Annotated in this window: 20 protein-coding genes; all 20 read left to right on the forward strand. The window is 42.8% G+C overall.

All coding sequences use genetic code 11. The annotated features are described in order from the left end of the window. The first annotated feature begins 45 nt into the window (after positions 1-45). The 20 genes from xerC to fliY all read left to right on the forward strand — a co-directional run bounded on the left by xerC (position 46) and on the right by fliY (position 17,115). Positions 46-948, forward strand: coding sequence for a tyrosine recombinase XerC (gene xerC / locus ACY8DX_RS07480; protein WP_049672955.1), 903 nt, complete (start codon positions 46-48; stop codon positions 946-948). Between the two features lie 42 nt (positions 949-990). After that, positions 991-1,533, forward strand: a complete 543-nt coding sequence (hslV, locus tag ACY8DX_RS07485) for an ATP-dependent protease subunit HslV (RefSeq protein ID WP_049671435.1) — start codon at positions 991-993, stop codon at positions 1,531-1,533. A gap of 18 nt (positions 1,534-1,551) precedes the next feature. Next, complete coding sequence (hslU, locus tag ACY8DX_RS07490) at positions 1,552-2,964, forward strand: ATP-dependent protease ATPase subunit HslU (protein WP_462406910.1); 1,413 nt, start codon at positions 1,552-1,554, stop codon at positions 2,962-2,964. 124 nt (positions 2,965-3,088) lie between these two features. Beyond that, entirely contained in the window at positions 3,089-3,865 is a 777-nt protein-coding gene (gene codY / locus ACY8DX_RS07495) for a GTP-sensing pleiotropic transcriptional regulator CodY (protein ID WP_049671433.1), read from the forward strand. A 340-nt stretch (positions 3,866-4,205) separates the two neighbouring features. Then, positions 4,206-4,592 (forward strand): flagellar basal body rod protein FlgB, encoded by a 387-nt coding sequence (gene flgB / locus ACY8DX_RS07500; RefSeq protein ID WP_049671432.1) that lies wholly within the window; start codon positions 4,206-4,208, stop codon positions 4,590-4,592. A 2-nt stretch (positions 4,593-4,594) separates the two neighbouring features. Next, positions 4,595-5,110: a flagellar basal body rod protein FlgC gene (locus tag ACY8DX_RS07505; RefSeq protein WP_049671431.1), complete on the forward strand. Its 516-nt coding sequence runs from the start codon at positions 4,595-4,597 to the stop codon at positions 5,108-5,110. Positions 5,111-5,185: 75 nt separating this feature from the next. Then, positions 5,186-5,434: a flagellar hook-basal body complex protein FliE gene (gene fliE / locus ACY8DX_RS07510; protein ID WP_049672954.1), complete on the forward strand. Its 249-nt coding sequence runs from the start codon at positions 5,186-5,188 to the stop codon at positions 5,432-5,434. Positions 5,435-5,594: 160 nt separating this feature from the next. Continuing rightward, entirely contained in the window at positions 5,595-7,190 is a 1,596-nt protein-coding gene (gene fliF, locus ACY8DX_RS07515; protein ID WP_462406911.1) for a flagellar basal-body MS-ring/collar protein FliF, read from the forward strand. A gap of 12 nt (positions 7,191-7,202) precedes the next feature. Next, positions 7,203-8,222, forward strand: a complete 1,020-nt coding sequence (fliG, locus tag ACY8DX_RS07520; protein WP_049671429.1) for a flagellar motor switch protein FliG — start codon at positions 7,203-7,205, stop codon at positions 8,220-8,222. Next, the gene (gene fliH / locus ACY8DX_RS07525; RefSeq protein WP_462406465.1) at positions 8,215-8,979 is read left to right on the forward strand and encodes a flagellar assembly protein FliH; all 765 of its coding nucleotides are present in this window, start codon (positions 8,215-8,217) and stop codon (positions 8,977-8,979) included. The genes fliG and fliH overlap by 8 nt, the downstream gene beginning before the upstream one ends. Next, positions 8,976-10,295, forward strand: coding sequence for a flagellar protein export ATPase FliI (gene fliI, locus ACY8DX_RS07530; RefSeq protein ID WP_462406466.1), 1,320 nt, complete (start codon positions 8,976-8,978; stop codon positions 10,293-10,295). Before fliH ends, fliI begins: the two co-directional genes overlap by 4 nt. A gap of 4 nt (positions 10,296-10,299) precedes the next feature. Further along, positions 10,300-10,740, forward strand: coding sequence for a flagellar export protein FliJ (fliJ, locus tag ACY8DX_RS07535; RefSeq protein ID WP_462406467.1), 441 nt, complete (start codon positions 10,300-10,302; stop codon positions 10,738-10,740). Positions 10,741-10,757: 17 nt separating this feature from the next. Next, entirely contained in the window at positions 10,758-11,321 is a 564-nt protein-coding gene (locus ACY8DX_RS07540; RefSeq protein WP_462406468.1) for a MotE family protein, read from the forward strand. Between the two features lie 36 nt (positions 11,322-11,357). Further along, positions 11,358-12,611 carry a flagellar hook-length control protein FliK gene (locus ACY8DX_RS07545; protein ID WP_462406469.1) on the forward strand — a complete coding sequence of 418 codons (1,254 nt, stop codon included), beginning with the start codon at positions 11,358-11,360 and terminating at the stop codon, positions 12,609-12,611. A 14-nt stretch (positions 12,612-12,625) separates the two neighbouring features. Beyond that, positions 12,626-13,264 carry a flagellar hook assembly protein FlgD gene (flgD, locus tag ACY8DX_RS07550; protein WP_049671423.1) on the forward strand — a complete coding sequence of 213 codons (639 nt, stop codon included), beginning with the start codon at positions 12,626-12,628 and terminating at the stop codon, positions 13,262-13,264. Between the two features lie 145 nt (positions 13,265-13,409). After that, on the forward strand, positions 13,410-14,204 hold the full coding sequence (flgG, locus tag ACY8DX_RS07555; RefSeq protein WP_462406470.1) for a flagellar basal body rod protein FlgG: 795 nt from the start codon (positions 13,410-13,412) through the stop codon (positions 14,202-14,204). 43 nt (positions 14,205-14,247) lie between these two features. Beyond that, positions 14,248-14,469 carry a flagellar FlbD family protein gene (locus ACY8DX_RS07560; RefSeq protein ID WP_049671421.1) on the forward strand — a complete coding sequence of 74 codons (222 nt, stop codon included), beginning with the start codon at positions 14,248-14,250 and terminating at the stop codon, positions 14,467-14,469. Further along, entirely contained in the window at positions 14,459-14,884 is a 426-nt protein-coding gene (gene fliL, locus ACY8DX_RS07565; RefSeq protein ID WP_439803041.1) for a flagellar basal body-associated protein FliL, read from the forward strand. Before ACY8DX_RS07560 ends, fliL begins: the two co-directional genes overlap by 11 nt. Before the next feature lie 37 nt (positions 14,885-14,921). Next, positions 14,922-15,923, forward strand: coding sequence for a flagellar motor switch protein FliM (gene fliM / locus ACY8DX_RS07570; RefSeq protein ID WP_462406471.1), 1,002 nt, complete (start codon positions 14,922-14,924; stop codon positions 15,921-15,923). Further along, on the forward strand, positions 15,910-17,115 hold the full coding sequence (gene fliY, locus ACY8DX_RS07575; RefSeq protein ID WP_439803043.1) for a flagellar motor switch phosphatase FliY: 1,206 nt from the start codon (positions 15,910-15,912) through the stop codon (positions 17,113-17,115). Before fliM ends, fliY begins: the two co-directional genes overlap by 14 nt. Positions 17,116-17,117 lie beyond the last annotated feature (2 nt).

The raw sequence follows: 17,117 nt of genomic DNA on the forward strand, positions 1-17,117 counted from the left end.
TCACGAAAATGTGATAACATTTAGTGACCCTTGTGCGGGGTGAATATTATGAACATTGAAACTTCTATAGAAAATTATATAAAGTATTTACAAATTGAAAAAAACTATTCAAAATATACAATTGCAAGTTATCAAAAGGATATTGAAGAATTTGTTTTGTTCATGGATGAGCAAGCAATTTCTTCCTTTGATATCGTAAGGTACCCTGATACCCGATTATTTATCACTAATCTAACCGAACATAATATGTCTAAAAGGAGTATAAGCAGGAAAATTTCATGCTTGCGCTCCTTTTATAAATTTATGATGCGAGAGAATATTGTCTCCGAAAACCCGTTCGCAAGTGTTTCACTTCCTAAAAGGGAGCAAAGACTTCCGAGATTTAAATATGAGGAAGAAATGGAAGTTCTCTTTGATTCCATTGATGGATCAACCCATCTTGGAAAGCGGGACCTGGCATTGGTAGAATTATTGTATGCAACAGGCATGCGGGTCAGTGAGTGCTGTAATGTTGAAATGAGTGATGTAGATTATTCCTTAATGACTGTCCTTGCTCATGGTAAAGGCAGTAAAGACCGTTATATCCCATTTGGAGAGCATGCAAAAAAAGCGCTCATTGAATATATCGGCGATTCAAGAGCAGAGTTGATGGCGAAGAACAGCCAGACGCATAATTTTCTGTTCGTGAACCAGAGAGGCACGCCTCTCACTCCGAGAGGGGTTCGCTACATTTTAACAAATATAATGGAAAAGGCATGTGGTAATACCAATATTTACCCCCATATGCTCAGGCATAGTTTTGCAACCCATTTATTAAATAACGGAGCGGATATCCGGTCGGTGCAAGAGCTCCTTGGGCATTCCTCTGTACAATCGACCCAAGTGTATACTCATGTAACGAAGGAAAGACTGAGAGAAGTATATAATAATAGTCATCCCAGGGCTTAAGAAGATTTAAATAAGTCCTAATCAAGAGTAAGGAGTTGTATGATGGAACAATTTCACGCTACTACTATATTTGCCGTTCAGCATAATGGGGGTTATGCCATGGCTGGCGACGGGCAAGTGACAATGGGAAACGCAGTTGTGATGAAACATACGGCAAGAAAGGTTAGAAAACTCTTTAACGGCAAGGTTCTTGCCGGCTTTGCCGGTTCTGTAGCTGATGCTTTTTCGCTGTTTGAAATGTTTGAGAGCAAATTGCACGAATACAACGGAAATCTACAAAGGGCAGCAGTTGAGCTGGCAAAGGAATGGCGAAGTGACAAGGTGTTAAGGAAATTGGAGGCTATGCTGATTGTCATGGATACAAACAGTATGCTTTTGATCTCAGGAACAGGAGAGGTTATTGAACCTGATGACGGCATCTTAGCAATTGGGTCAGGCGGAAATTATGCATTGTCTGCAGGCCGTGCATTAAAACGATTCTCCGGTGATAAAATGACAGCAAGGGAAATTGCGCATGCTTCATTAACGATTGCCTCTGAAATTTGTGTATATACGAATTCAAATATTATTTTGGAAGAGCTATAAGGCAAAGGAGGATACATGATGAAACCGGATGTACGTAATTTAACTCCAAGACAGATCGTAGAAAGGCTCGACCAATACATAATCGGGCAGAATGATGCGAAAAAGGCTGTTGCTGTTGCGCTTCGCAATCGTTACCGGAGAGGCTTGCTTTCTGAGGAGCTTCGAGATGAAATTGTACCGAAGAACATCTTGATGATTGGACCGACAGGAGTCGGTAAAACAGAAATAGCCCGTCGAATTGCAAAGATTGTGAAAGCCCCTTTCGTTAAGGTGGAAGCAACGAAGTTTACAGAGGTCGGCTATGTCGGACGTGATGTAGAAAGCATGGTCAGAGACTTGGCTGAAACAGCTGTCAGGCTTGTGAAAGAGGAACGGATGCTTGAGGTGAAGGATAAGGCTGTTGAAAATGCCAATAACCGAATCGTCGAGCTTCTTGTCCCTTCAGCGAAAAAGCAAGCAGGCTTCAAAAATCCGCTGGAGATGATCTTTGGGGGTTCATCCAATGAAGCAGACTCATCTGAACATGATGAAGATGAACAAAAGTCCATCAATGAGAAGAGAAGAATAATCAAAGATAAGCTGTTCAAGGGCGAGCTTGAGGAAGAAATCATTACGGTTGAGGTTGAAGAACAGCCGCCGTCTATGTTTGATATGCTTCAGGGCTCCGGCATGGAACAAATGGGTATGAATATGCAGGATGCCTTTAGCAATCTTATGCCGAAGAAGCAAAAGAAACGGAAGCTTGCTGTCAAGGATGCACGAAAAGTCTTGGCTAATGAAGAAGCTCAAAAATTAATTGATATGGATGAAGTGACCCAAGTAGCGCTTGAGCGTGCAGAGCAGAATGGAATCATCTTTATTGATGAAATTGATAAGATTGCTTCCAAATCTGCCGGCGGGTCTTCTGCAGATGTCTCTAGGGAAGGTGTACAAAGGGATATTCTACCTGTTGTTGAGGGGTCGACTGTCGTGACGAAATATGGCACTCTTAAGACAGACCATGTCCTGTTTATTGCTGCAGGGGCATTCCATATTGCTAAGCCGTCTGATTTAATTCCTGAATTGCAAGGGCGCTTCCCAATTCGTGTTGAATTGAAGAAGCTATCTGTTGATGATTTTTATAAAGTATTAGTGGAACCTGATAATGCGCTTATTAAACAATATATCGCTTTATTAGAAACAGAAGGTATACAAATTGAATTTTCAGACGAAGCTATTCGTAGAATAGCGGAAGTTGCATTTGAAGTGAATCAAAATACGGATAATATCGGAGCACGCAGACTGCATACCATTTTAGAAAAGTTATTAGAGGACCTATCCTTTGAAGCACCTGAGATCACGATGGAAAAAATCATGATAACGCCTCAATATGTGGACGAAAAGCTCGGGGAGATTTCTAAAAACAAGGACTTAAGTGAATTTATTCTATAAGACAACATGTTTTAAAAGCACCCTTTTGGGTACATACAAATAGTTTCAATTTACTCGAAAATTATCCAATTCACTTAATGCATTGGTTTAATAGTTATAAGGACAATATCTAGGAGGAAGAATAATGGATTTACTAAACAAGACAAGAAAGATTAACTCGATGCTACAGCAAACTGGAGGGAAACCAGTTAACTTTAAGGAAATGGCTGAGAGCTTGAGTGAAGTCATTAATGCGAATATTTTCGTTGTATCCCGCAGAGGGAAATTGCTTGGCTTCCAAATCAATCAGCAAATCGAAAATGACCGTATGAAGAAAATGCTCGAGGATCGTCAATTCCCAGAGGAATATACAAATAATCTTTTCAATATTAAAGAAACATCTTCCAATATTGATATCAACAGTGAATATACAGCATTCCCTGTTGAAAACAGAGACTTGTTCAAAGCAGGCCTAACAACGATTATTCCAATCGTAGGCGGCGGTGAGCGTCTTGGTACACTTATTCTTTCCCGTGTTGAGCAGCAGTTCTCTGATGATGATTTAATCTTAGGTGAATACGGTGCGACAGTTGTAGGAATGGAAATTCTTCGTGAGAAAGCTGAAGAAATTGAAGAGGAAGCAAGAAGCAAGGCTGTTGTACAAATGGCAATCAGCTCTCTTTCTTACAGCGAATTAGAAGCGATTGAACATATCTTTGAAGAATTAAAAGGCAATGAAGGATTGTTGGTTGCATCCAAAATTGCTGACCGTGTCGGAATCACACGTTCTGTTATCGTAAACGCACTTAGAAAGCTTGAGAGTGCCGGTGTAATTGAATCACGTTCACTAGGTATGAAAGGAACATACATTAAAGTATTGAATGCCAAATTCTTGAATGAGCTTGAGAGCTTGAAACGCTAATCAAATGATAAAGCCCGTTCTCCATAGTAGGAGGACGGGCTTTTTTTATGTTCAAAAATTTATATGGAGGGGTGAAAAAGGACTATATAGGACGAATGATATGTCAATAAAATAAAATAATGTCGAAAATTAGGACTATTGTACTTATCATTTTTGTCCTATTTTATTTATTATTATTTATAACAATTAGTTGATAAATATTCGAATTTTGTCATATTTGACATATTTTTAGCTTTTCTTGTAATAAAAGGGAAGCGTGTTGTGGGTATTTCGTTAAATGGAGGTCTTTTGAACTACTTTTAACCTTGTGTGTTATAGGAAAGGAGAAGGAACGATAGAAATGAATTTATTCTCAAATACGATCACAGCCCTGCAGCAAGGGCTCCAGTATTCATCCATTAAGTCTGAAGTTATATCACAAAATATTGCTAATGCTGATACACCGAATTACAAGGCGATGAAGGTCGGTTTTCGGACAGAGCTGGATGCAGCTATTGAGGTTGCCTCTGTTAAATCGGATGAGAGACATTTTGATTTTCAGGCAAGCAAAGCTAGCCCAATAAAAATGGGACGGGATAGTCAAAACTATAATAGTACGGGCAACAGTGTGGATATGGACAGCGAAATGAGTGAGCTCGCACAAAATCAAATCTATCATCATGCATTGATTGAAAGGCTGAATGGTCAATTCAATACATTGCGTAACGTCATTAAAGGAGGGAATTAACGATGGGTATCTTCAATAGTCTCTCCATCACCTCGAGTGCATTAACTGCACAAAGACTGCGAATGGATGTAATCTCCTCCAATATGGCTAATGCCGAAACAACGAGAGGTGAATATGTAGATGGCCAGTGGCAGCCCTATAAGCGAAAGTCTGTTGTACTTGAAACAAAGAATAACGGTTTTTCTGGTTATTTACACCAAGCGATGGGATCAGGCACATCCTTCGGTGGATCGGGTGTTCGTGTGAAAAGCATTAAAGAAGAAACCAACAGGGTATACGATCCAGCAAATCCAGAAGCGAATGCTGCTGGTTATGTGGAGGAGGATAATAGCAAATTAGTCTATGATCCCTCTCATCCCGATGCAGATCCTGAGACAGGCTATGTGAAAATGCCGAATGTAGATACACTCAGGGAAACGGTTGATCTAATTAGTGCCACAAGGTCATATGAAGCCAATGTAACTGCTTTTAATGCATCGAAGAGCATGATGATGAAGGCACTCGAAATTGGAAGATAAGGAGGGTAATTCTTGGATATATCAGTACTATCAAATTCTGTCTCATCTGTGTTTACTCAGAATAAAACAGATGAAATGCGTTCTAATACAGCATACGAAGCGCAAACATCTTTTGCGTCCGTTCTTAAAGAAACAATTTCAGAAATTAACACTGCTCAAAATGCATCAAGTGACTTGACTCAAAAATTAGCTCTTGGGCAAGACGTGAGTCTCGAAGATGTCATGATTACCGCTCAAAAGGCGAGTATAACACTTGAGGCAGCAATGCAATTCAGAAATAAAGCAATTGAAGCTTATCAGGAAATGATGAGAATCAGCATGTAAGATGGCTGTTACGAATGGAAGTTCGATATACATAACAAGCCCCTTCATTACGGGTAGAAGAATTTTTAACGAAGGTGTTATTCATCGCAGGTAGGATCTTTCTATCATATTTGAATACCAGCCTATTGTGATGCAAGAAAGATAAGTTCGGGGGATCATGATGAAGGAATCATTGGATAAATATAAAAGTCAACTGACAGATTACTGGAAGGGGCGTACAGGTAAACAGAAAACAATGTTTATCACGATGATGGCAGGAATCGTGCTTCTGGCGGCTGTCATTACGTATTACATGACAAGAACAACACTTGTTCCTCTATACAGCAATCTTTCTCCTTCTGAGACAGGAGCAATTAAGGAAAACTTGGATGCAAAAGGTATCCAATCAGAAATAAGTGAGGGTGGTACATCTATCCTTGTGCCTGCTGAAATGACAGAAACATTATTAGTGGAATTGGCAGCAGAGGGCCTTCCTGAGTCGGGAAATATTGACTTTTCCTATTTCAGTGAGAATGCAAGCTTTGGGATGACGGACAATGAATTTGACGTCATTAAACAAGATGCCCTGCAAAATGAAATCGCTGCACTAATCAAAGGAATTGATGGTGTGCAAGATGCGAAGGTTATGCTGACGATACCGGAAAAAGAAATCTTTGTCAGTGATGAGGCAGCAACTGCTTCTGCCTCAATCGTCCTTAACACAAAGCCTGGTCAGGAATTTGAGGATTCCCAAATTCAGGCGCTCTACCATCTAGTCGCCAAAAGTGTGACAAACCTTCCTGTAGAAAATATCGTCATTATGAATCAATACTTTGAGTATTTTGACCTAAACAATTCAGGGAACGGTACATCTGATACATTTGCCTCACAAAGCGGTATCAAGAATGAGGTGGAAAAGGATATTCAAAGGCAAGTTCAAACGATGCTTGGCACCATAATGGGGCATGACAAGGTTGTTGTGTCCGTGACAGCTGATGTTGATTTCACGCAGGAAAACCGTGAAGAGAACTTAGTTGAACCTGTTGACAAAGAGAATATGGAAGGTTTAGCCATAAGTGCTCAAAAACTAACGGAAACCTATAGTGGAAACGATGCGGCTGAAGGAGGAACACCGATTACCGAGGACAGCTCAGATTCTTTAGGGACGCAATATTTAGAGGGGTCGAATGGCAACGGTGACTATGAGAAAACAGAAGAAACAATTAATCATGAGGTTAATCGAATTCGCAAGGAGATCATAGAATCCCCATACAAAATAAGGGATCTTGGAATCCAAGTCATGGTTGAGCCGCCTGATGCTGCAAATGCCGCTTCACTGTCGGCTGAACAAATCGAGGATATCCAAAATATCCTAGGGACAATCATTCGAACCAGTATTGATAAATCGACTATGGAGGAGGAATTGACTGAGGAACAGGTAGAAGAAAAAATCGTCGTATCTGTTCAGCCGTTTAATGGCAAGATAACCTTCGATGAAGAAGAAGTACGCTCAGGTATTCCTGGGTGGATTTATGCGATTGGCGGTTTCTTATTGGTCTTCATTCTCTTGCTCATCTTCTATATCATCCGCTCCCGCAAGGAAGAGAAAATGATAGAGCCTGAATATGAAGAGCTATTAGCGCCGGCAGAGGTGCCTAACATTGAGGAAGAGGTTGAAACAGAGGGGACCATGAGGAGAAAGCAATTAGAGAAATTGGCGAAGGAAAAGCCTGATGAATTTGCCAAACTATTGAGATCGTGGATTGCAGAAGATTAAGGAGGATCAAGGATGTCAATTAGAGAGAAGAGAAATACGCTGACGGGTAAGCAAAAAGCAGCCATTCTGCTCATCTCCTTAGGTCCGGATGTGTCAGCCAATATTTATAAGCATCTATCGGAAGAAGAAATTGAGAATTTGACGCTTGAAATTTCGAGTGTCCGTAAGGTTGGACCGAAGGAAAAGGACGCTGTCCTTGAAGAGTTTCACACGCTTGCTCTGGCACAGGAATATATCTCGCAAGGCGGAATCGGCTATGCGAAGACCGTTCTGGAGAAAGCGCTGGGGGGAGACCAGGCAAAGGCTATCATTAATCGCCTGACGACATCTCTCCAGGTTAGACCGTTCGATTTTGTACGAAAAGCCGACCCAGCACAAATCTTGAATTTCATTCAAAATGAGCATCCTCAGACAATAGCTCTTATCCTATCCTATTTGGATGCTGCCCAGGCAAGCCAGATTCTCTCGGCACTGCCTAATGATATGCAGGCAGATGTGGCTAAAAGGATTGCGCTTATGGATAGTACATCGCCGGAAATCATTAGTGAGGTTGAGCAAATCCTCGAGCGAAAGCTGTCTGCTACTGTTACGCAGGATTATACACAGACCGGGGGCATAGAAGCAGTGGTAGAAGTGCTGAATGGAGTAGACCGGTCAACAGAGAGGACCATACTTGATGCACTTGAAATCCAGGATCCTGACCTGGCAGAGGAAATCAAGAAAAGAATGTTCGTCTTTGAGGATATCGTTACCCTTGACAATCGTGCCATTCAGCGAGTAATTCGTGACGTTGAGAATGATGATCTTCTTCTCTCACTCAAGGTGGCTAGTGAGGAGGTCAAAGACATTGTTTATAAAAATATGTCTAAACGAATGGTCGAAACCTTCATGGAAGAAATGGAATTTCTCGGGCCAGTTCGTCTTCGGGATGTTGAAGAGGCTCAATCAAGAATTGTCGCCGTCATTAGGCGATTAGAGGATGCTGGTGAGATTGTGCTTGCACGAGGCGGAGGAGATGACATCATTGTCTAGAATCATTAAATCCCATTCTGCCTATTATGGAAGTGTAACGAATAAGGTTTTGGCTCTCCGTTCTGTCACAGCACAGAAGTCTGGTGTGATGAAGGAGGAAGCAAGCACCATCCCCTTGCCGGAGGATTTGCTGGAAGAAGCGAGGATGAAGGCAGAGGAAATGATTATGCAGGCAAATGAACAAGCAGCTCTGATAAGGGAAGAGATAGAGACCGAAAGAGCTGCCTGGGAACAGGAACGCAATGCGATGAGTGAGAAAGCATGCCGAGAAGGCTTTGATGCCGGTTTCAAGCATGGAATGGAACATGGCCAGAATGAGTATCAGGAAATGATCCGTCTCGCAAAGGCAACTGCAGAAGATGCGCGTTCAATCTATTACAAAACGATTAAAGAGGCTGAGAGAACAATTTTAGACATATCCATAGAGGTCGCTGAAAAAATTATGGCCCATCAGCTTTACGGGGATGAGAATACGTATTTTGCCTTTGTTCGAAACGCAATCAAGGAGTCAAGAGAATATAAGAATATTGAACTTCATATCCATCCTGCCCACTATGAGCATATCAATCGGAAGAAGGATGAATTGATATCTTTATTCCCGAGAGAGACGGCTTTTTATATTTATCCTGATGAAGAGCTGTCAGAGGGAGACTGCTATATTGAATCCTCAAACGGGCGCCTGAATGCGAGTGTGGATATCCAGCTTGCCCAAATTAAGAAGATTCTTCTTGAATTATTAGAGGAGGAGAGAGGATGAGAATTACTGAGCTTTCTTCTTATGTTAAACAAATTGATTCCTTTAAGCGTTTTGGCAGAATCAAACGAGTTGTCGGATTGATGATTGAATCACAGGGCCCGGTAAGCTCGATTGGGGATGTCTGCTATATACATACAAACAGCCATCATCGGAATGGAACCATAATGGCTGAGGTTGTTGGTTTTAAAGAAGAGATTGTCATCCTGATGCCATATACAACGGTCAATGATATTTCGCCAGGGGCAATCGTTGAGGCAGCCGGTAAGCCGCTTGAAATAAAGGTTGGGCCAGGGCTGGTCGGGCTTGCTCTTGATGCACTCGGAAATCCGCTTGACGGCACCTCCCTTCCAGGGGGACTGCAGGCTGTCTCAGTTGATCAAGAGCCTCCAGGACCCATGATGCGCCCTCCCATCTCGGGAGCGATTGAAACAGGTGTCACAGTGATAGACAGTCTTCTGACGGTCGGCAAGGGGCAGCGTGTCGGCATTTTTGCCGGAAGCGGTGTCGGAAAAAGCACACTTCTCGGTATGGTTGCGAGGAACAGCTCGGCGGATTTAAATGTGATTGCGCTTGTTGGGGAGCGGGGAAGGGAGGTACGTGAATTCATTGAACGCGATCTTGGTGAAGAGGGATTGAAGCGTTCAATCGTCATCGTCGCTACCTCTGATCAACCTCCTTTAATGAGAATCAAGGCTGCTTATACAGCAACAGCCATTACGGAATATTTTCGCGACCAAGGGCTTGATGTCATGCTCATGATGGACTCGGTCACTAGGGTCGCTATGGCGCAGAGGGAGATTGGACTTGCGGTCGGTGAACCGCCAACGACGAAGGGCTATACACCATCTGTATTCAGCATCCTCCCGAAATTGCTTGAGCGGACGGGAACGAATGATCATGGAAGTATCACGGCCTTCTACACGGTATTGGTAGATGGGGATGATATGAATGAACCAATTGCTGATACGGTAAGGGGGATTCTTGATGGCCATTTTGTCCTTGATCGAAAGCTGGCCAATAAAGGTCAATTTCCGGCAATCAATGTGCTTAAGAGTATTAGCAGAGTCATGTCCCATTTGTTTGAACCGGAGCATGCAAAAGCAGCGGAGTCAGCCAGGCAATATCTATCCTCCTATCTAGATGCAGAGGATTTAATCAATATTGGCGCCTACAAGAAGGGCTCCAATCAGATGATTGATGAAGCGATTAGTAAATATCCCCATATTGTTGAATGGATGAAGCAGGGTGTCGAGGACAAGGTGACCAAACAACAGTCAATGGAAAGATTGCTTTTATTAACGAAGTCAGGTGGATGAATAAATGGTCTATCGATATAAGTTTGAGAAAATTATGAGCTTAAGAGAAAAAGAAAAGACAGAATCGCAGACGAAATATACAGAAGCCGTCAAAGAGTTCGAAACAGAAGCTGAAGGATTGTACCGCATGCTGAAAAAGAAGGAAGAACTGCTTGATAAGCAGGCTGAGCAGCTGAAAAAAGGGCTGTCTGTCCAACAGGTACGGCATAATCTGTCCTTCCTTGAGAATCATGAGAGACAGATACGTCATTATCAAAAGCGGGTTGTCGAGACGCGCAACAAAATGAACTTCTTTCATCAGGTGCTTGTTGAAAAAAATATTGAAGTGAAGAAATACGAAAAGATGAAAGAAAGAGATCGACAGGTCTTTATGGAACAGCAGAATCAAATGGAGAATCGGCAAATGGATGAAATCTCAATCCAGCAATATATGGGCCGTACCTAAGTCGCGGAGGGGAGCATATGAAAGAATACGAGAAAAAGGGCTTCGGACTGCCGGCAATCTTTCTAACGTTACTGGTTATCCTCCTTCTGTTTGGTATCGGCATAGCCGCCGTTTTCTTTCTCTCCGGTAACAGCCCTGAGGAGGTTTCTGGGGCTATTTGGAAGGATAAGGGGGAGGCTGGGGAGCCCAAAAAGCTTGAGGAGAACTATACAAAGGAATTGAAGAAGCTCAATCAAAAGCTGAAAGATGCAGAGGCAGAACGAACAAGTCTAGAAAAGATGCTCGATTCTAAGGAACAGGAAGCTTCGAAAAGTGAGCACACGATAGCTCAGCTTGAGAGCACAATGAAGAATCTAGAGGAATCTGCGGGGGAAAAAAATCAGGCGGCAGGGGAAATGATTGCCACCTATGAACATATGGCGCCAAAGAGAGCTGCCCTCATTCTGCAGGAAATGAAAGAGGATGAGGCAGCAAAGGTACTGTCTGCGGTGACAACAGAAGCGAGAGCAGCCATATTAGAAAAAATGGATCCAGCTTTAGCTGCATCGCTGATGGTTAAAATCTCGGCGGAGGCTGATTAATCTCAAGAGATGAAAGAGTGAAAGAGGGGTGGAGAGTTGAGTCAGTTTATATTTCCCGTGCAGAATGGATTTCCATCATATCCTGTGGCTGATGATCATCAGACGGTAGGGGAGAAGGAGAAACGCACCTCCGTGTTTATCGGTCATCTAAAGAGACAGCTTTCTGGGGAGGGAATGGAGAAGGAATCAGTCATGATGACTGATGAAGGACAAGAGGAAGAGCAAAATGAGCTCATAAGACTTCTGCAGGCAGAAGATTGGGAGGATGTGCCAGAGGTCTTTGAATTACTTGCCCTATATCAGGATGGAAATGTAACAGGGGAAATTATGCCGGTCAATTTGACTGCTTCATTTGGAGAGGAGCCGATAGAATCGGTTCTGACAGCCGTTCAAACGCTCGCGGAATTAACGGGATTAAAGGTGCCGGAGAATATCCAAATGAACCCGCCTGATGAAAAAAGCCTGGAGATGCTTGTCTCTATCCTGCAGCAGTCATTGGGTATTAATGATGATGTATGGATGGACAATGCTGTACGTAAGCCATTGCAAATGATTTTGAAATGGAGCAAGCTTGCAGCCCTTGCCGGCACGGTGAACGGAACGGAACCAAGCCTACTAGAATCGAAAGAAAAGCTGGCAAATGCCCTTGATAAATGGTCTGAAAGGATAGGGAGTCTCTTCACTTCTGCACAAGGCACAGAAAAGGATCAAAATCCTAAATCTGATTCGTCCACCCTGCATAATATGCCGCGGGATTCAAGTTTTGGGCTGAGAAGCGGGGTGCCGGAAATGGCCGTTAATCAGACGATTCTTGCTAAAGATCTGCAGAGAATGGATAGCGGACCGCTGATTGTCATGAAGAATGGACAGCCGGTTGAGTCAAATGAATGGATGAAGCAATTGGATACCATTCTTTCAAAGGCGAAGCTTACCTCTTTCAATGGTTTGCAAAGACTGCAAATCCAGCTTGCACCGGAACATCTAGGCACTTTGCAAATTGAAATGATCAAGAAGAATGGTCAGATTACCGCAAGTATCATCGCCAATACTCAGCAGGGGAAAGAAATACTTGATTCTCATTTAAACCATTTGAAGATGACGTTATCGAATCAGGGTATTCAGATGGACAGAATTATTTTGCAAGATTCACATGCAGCCTTTGATGAGACTTTGAAGGACCATCAGCAAAGGAAAGACCAGGATCAGGAACTGCTAAAGGAAGAAGAGGAGCTAGAAATGGCCAGCTTCCTCGATGAGCTTCAGCAATTATTAATAAATGAAACGATATAAAGGAGGGAGATTCCGTGACCTCAATTGATACCAGCCTGATGTACAGCTCGGTTGAGAATAAAGTAAGAGAAGCAAACGGCAATCTTGATAAGGATGATTTCTTAAAACTGTTAATTACCCAGCTGCAAAATCAAGACCCAACGAGTCCGATGGATGATACAGCCTTTGTTTCCCAGATGGCGACATTTTCGAGTCTTGAGCAAATGAGCAATATGAATACCGTGCTTGAATCGATGCTCCAGTCGCAAACGGAAAATTTATTGCTGGGGTATTCGCAATTCGTTGGCAAGGAGATAACCTACCATAATATCCGTTCAGATGACGGATTGAGCAATGGCGCTATACAAGAGGGGAAAGGAACGGTCGCCGCCGTCCAATTTAACTCAGGGAAAGCTGAGTTCACCTTAGAGGATGGAACCGTCTTAAGCCCTGCAAATATTTCATCCTTAAATGCCTCTAATTCTGAACACCGCCCTAATCTTGCTGAAGCAAGCAGGCTTATCGGCAGAAATGTCACATGGTTGGATGACCAGCAAAAGGAGGCAGCAGCTGCAGTATTGTCCGTTTTCTTAAAGGATGGGCAATTGAGTCTGGAAGTTAATGATGAGAAAAAAAGCATTCTTTCCATTGACCAATTGATACGAGTCAGCTGAGGATTTGGGCAATGAGCAAACCATCTAATTTTGATGGAGGATTGTATGTTGGCTTTGCCATAATGGCATCGATTTAAAGAAAGAAGTACGGGCACAGCCCAGGCTGTCAAACCAATCGACAGCCGAAAGAAAGGGGAATGTTCACATGTTGCGTTCAATGTATTCAGGTATTAGCGGGTTGAAAAACTTTCAAACCAAATTAGATGTCATTGGCAATAACATTGCCAATGTGAACACGTATGGCTTTAAGAAAGGCCGCGTCACCTTTAAGGATGCGATCAGTCAAACCACGGCAGGAGCAAGCACATCTACAGATGCAAGAGGGGGGACAAATGCGGTTCAGGTTGGTCTTGGAAGCTCGATTTCCTCCATTGACACCGTTGATACAGCAGGCAGCCTGCAAAATACATCAAGGACGTTGGATCTTGGCATTCAAGGAGACGGCTATTTCATCGTGAAGGAAGGCACGAATAACTATTATACAAGAGCTGGTAATTTCTACTTGGATGAAGAGGGAGTTTTAGTAACGGGTGAGGGCTATAAGGTTCAAGATATTAACGGCAGTGACATCCAATTGAATATCGCTGCTCTCCAAAGCTTCAGTATTGCTCAAAATGGGGACATCAATATTGTTACAACAGGTGGTGCCAATCAGGTTGCAGCCACGATTGCTCTGACTAAATTCAGTAATCCGGGCGGATTGGAGAAGGCGGGGAATAACCTATTCCAAGAATCTGTGAACTCAGGCGCCCCACAAATCGGAGCTTCAGGAACGGACGGAAGGGGTACCCTCTCTTCAGGAAGATTAGAGATGTCAAATGTCGACTTATCTGAAGAATTCACGGATATGATTGTGGCGCAACGCGGATTTCAGGCCAACACGCGCATTATCACGACATCTGATGAAATATTGCAGGAGCTTGTTAATCTGAAACGATAAGGACTAGGAGGAAAGGGCTGAAGGCTGCTTTAGCCCTGTACATATGATTAAAGTTAGAAAGCTGAATGGAAAAGAATATTACTTAAATGCTCTTTACATTGAATCAATTGAGTCAAATCCAGATACAACCTTGACATTGACAAACGGCAAGAAATTGGTGGTTGCAGATGATGAGAAAATGCTCGTTCACTCTGTCATGAATTTTTACAGGCAAGTTAATCTTTTGAAGGTGCCGCAAGAGGAGGTTCTGGATAGTGAGAAATAAGCTGATGGCTGCTGGGGCTATATTGATGGCCGTAATCATCCTGCTTGGTGCAGGGGCAGTTTTCTATTATATAAAATACATAAATAATGAGAGTCAAGAGGAGCTCAGCATTGAGCAAGTGATCAAGCATTCGGTTGAGGTGCCTGAAATAACGACTAACTTAAATGATGACACACTCATCCAAATCTCATTCATGATTGAGACGGATGGAAAGAAAGCACGTGAAGAATTGGAGAAGAGAGAGTTTCAAATTAAGGATATCGTGATTAATGAATTATCGGAAATAGATGCTGATCAGCTGAAAGGGAAGAAAGCAAAGCAGGATTTAGAAGATAAGCTGACAGAACAAATCGATGGATTGATGCAAGAAGGAAGGATCGTTCAAATTTATACAACATCCTCCATTCTCCAATAACAATGCTCGGTTGACGGAAATGCAGGAGGTGAAAGTATTGTCTAGTGAAGTGTTATCCCAAAATGAAATTGATGCCTTATTGTCTGCCATCACCAAAGGGGAGATGGATGCTGATGAGCTTAAGAAAGAAGAAGATGAGAAGAGAGTAAGAGTTTATGATTTTAAGAGAGCCCTTCGATTTTCCAAGGATCAAATCCGCAGCCTTACGCGTATCCATGAGAATTTTGCCCGTCTGCTTACAACGTATTTCTCAGCACAGTTACGCACATATGTACAAATCAATGTTACTTCAACAGACCAGCTTCCATATGAGGAATTTATCAGGTCCATACCGAAAATGACCATTCTGAATGTGTTTGAAGTACCGCCGCTTGACGGTCGTATCTTGATGGAGGTTAATCCTAGAATTGCCTACTCTATGCTTGATCGGGTGCTTGGCGGCACAGGAGACAGCGTCAATAAGGTCGACAGCCTGACAGAAATAGAAACAAAAATCATGTCTAATTTGTTCGAGCGTGCATTTGAGAACCTGCGGGAAGCTTGGTCTACGATTGCGGATATTAACCCTGTCCTCTCAGAATTTGAGGTTAATCCGCAGTTCTTGCAAATGGTAGCTCCAAATGAAACAGTCGTGGTCATTTCCTTCAGTATCACGATTGGGGAAATCAGCGGCATGATTAATATTTGCATTCCTCATGTTGTATTGGAACCAATTATTCCGAAATTATCTGTTCATTACTGGATGCAGACGAGCAAAAAAGAACGTGAACCCGTAGAGCTTCAAATGCTGGAAAACCGGGTTCAGAAGGCCGAACTTCCCATCATAGCCGAGCTTGGACCGACAGAAATTTCTGTGTTGGATTTTTTGAATTTAACCATAGGAGATGTTATTGAACTAAGGCATCCCATTGATAAGCCGTTAAGTATTTCAGTAGGAGAAGTGCCGAAGTTCCTTGGACAGGCGGGGAGAGTCAATAAGAGAATGGCTGTACAAATAGTAGAAAATCACCTAGGAGGAGGCGAGGATGATGAATCATGAGAAATTAACAGAAGAAGAAATTGAAGCCTTATTAAAAAACACAAATGAGGAATGTGAGGCTTCTCCCATGATAGGAGATTATTTTTCCATCATGGACAGGGACACAATTGGAGAGATAGGAAATATTTCCTTTGGCAGCTCAGCTACTGCTTTATCTACTCTTTTAAATCAAAAGGTTGAAATCACAACACCGAATGTCTCACTTATTCTCAAAGAATCCCTAGTGGATGAATTCCCGCAGCCGTATGTGGCGGTTGAGGTCGAATATACAGAAGGGTTTACAGGCTCTAATCTGCTTGTGATCAAACAGTCGGATGCCATGATTATTGCAGATTTAATGCTTGGGGGAAGCGGCACGGCTCCGGCAGAACCATTGTCAGAGATTCATTTAAGCGCCATCCAGGAGGCGATGAATCAAATGATGGGGTCAGCCGCCACAGCTATGTCCACAGTCTTCAATAAGCGGATTGATATTTCTCCTCCTTCTATTGGCATCATGGATTTGCCTAGAGGGGCGGGTCATGAAATTCTTCCACAGGAAGACATGCTTGTGAAGGTTTCCTTTCGATTGACCATTGGTCAATTGGTAGATTCTCATATTATGCAGCTTTTGCCGCTTTATTTCGCCAGGGGCATGGTAGACGAATTGCTGGAGCATTCATGGGAGTCTGCCGAAACGGGTGCAGATGATCGCCTAAAACAAAAGAATATAAACGAAGGAGATGACAGTATGAGGGAGCCGATTCCTTCTGGCAATCTTCATTCAGCATACAACCAAGCAACGACAGAGACTGCAGCAAGTCATAGTTATTATAGCGATATCGAGTCGATGGGAAATCAACAGGAAAGAGTACAGCATACGCGAGAAGTGCATGTTCAGCCAGTAGAATTTTCGTCTTTTACCCCTGAACGTCATCTAATGGGTCAGGAAGCCAATAATCTAGATATGCTCCTTGATATTCCGCTTCAGGTCACCGTGGAGCTTGGAAGAACGACTCGTTCGGTTAAAGAAATTCTCTCCCTTTCCTCGGGCTCAATCATTGAACTGGATAAGCTAGCAGGGGAACCAGTAGATATCCTCGTGAACAAGCGCTTGATTGCCACTGGTGAAGTGGTTGTCATTGATGAGAATTTTGGGGTGCGTGTGACAGATATTATTAGTCAAAGCGACCGGTTGAAAAAATTGAAATAAAG

The organism is Gracilibacillus sp. Marseille-QA3620, from assembly GCF_054950035.1.

What these genes read in the sequence shown, in the direction of transcription:
- hslV (WP_049671435.1), top strand. Translation starts at nt 991, where the DNA reads ATGGAACAATTTCACGCTACTACTATATTTGCCGTTCAGCATAATGGG.
- hslU (WP_462406910.1), top strand. Translation starts at nt 1,552, where the DNA reads ATGAAACCGGATGTACGTAATTTAACTCCAAGACAGATCGTAGAAAGG.
- codY (WP_049671433.1), top strand. Translation starts at nt 3,089, where the DNA reads ATGGATTTACTAAACAAGACAAGAAAGATTAACTCGATGCTACAGCAA.
- flgB (WP_049671432.1), top strand. Translation starts at nt 4,206, where the DNA reads ATGAATTTATTCTCAAATACGATCACAGCCCTGCAGCAAGGGCTCCAG.
- ACY8DX_RS07505 (WP_049671431.1), top strand. Translation starts at nt 4,595, where the DNA reads ATGGGTATCTTCAATAGTCTCTCCATCACCTCGAGTGCATTAACTGCA.
- fliE (WP_049672954.1), top strand. Translation starts at nt 5,186, where the DNA reads ATGCGTTCTAATACAGCATACGAAGCGCAAACATCTTTTGCGTCCGTT.
- fliF (WP_462406911.1), top strand. Translation starts at nt 5,595, where the DNA reads ATGAAGGAATCATTGGATAAATATAAAAGTCAACTGACAGATTACTGG.
- fliG (WP_049671429.1), top strand. Translation starts at nt 7,203, where the DNA reads ATGTCAATTAGAGAGAAGAGAAATACGCTGACGGGTAAGCAAAAAGCA.
- fliI (WP_462406466.1), top strand. Translation starts at nt 8,976, where the DNA reads ATGAGAATTACTGAGCTTTCTTCTTATGTTAAACAAATTGATTCCTTT.
- fliJ (WP_462406467.1), top strand. Translation starts at nt 10,300, where the DNA reads ATGGTCTATCGATATAAGTTTGAGAAAATTATGAGCTTAAGAGAAAAA.
- ACY8DX_RS07540 (WP_462406468.1), top strand. Translation starts at nt 10,758, where the DNA reads ATGAAAGAATACGAGAAAAAGGGCTTCGGACTGCCGGCAATCTTTCTA.
- flgG (WP_462406470.1), top strand. Translation starts at nt 13,410, where the DNA reads ATGTTGCGTTCAATGTATTCAGGTATTAGCGGGTTGAAAAACTTTCAA.
- ACY8DX_RS07560 (WP_049671421.1), top strand. Translation starts at nt 14,248, where the DNA reads ATGATTAAAGTTAGAAAGCTGAATGGAAAAGAATATTACTTAAATGCT.
- fliY (WP_439803043.1), top strand. Translation starts at nt 15,910, where the DNA reads ATGATGAATCATGAGAAATTAACAGAAGAAGAAATTGAAGCCTTATTA.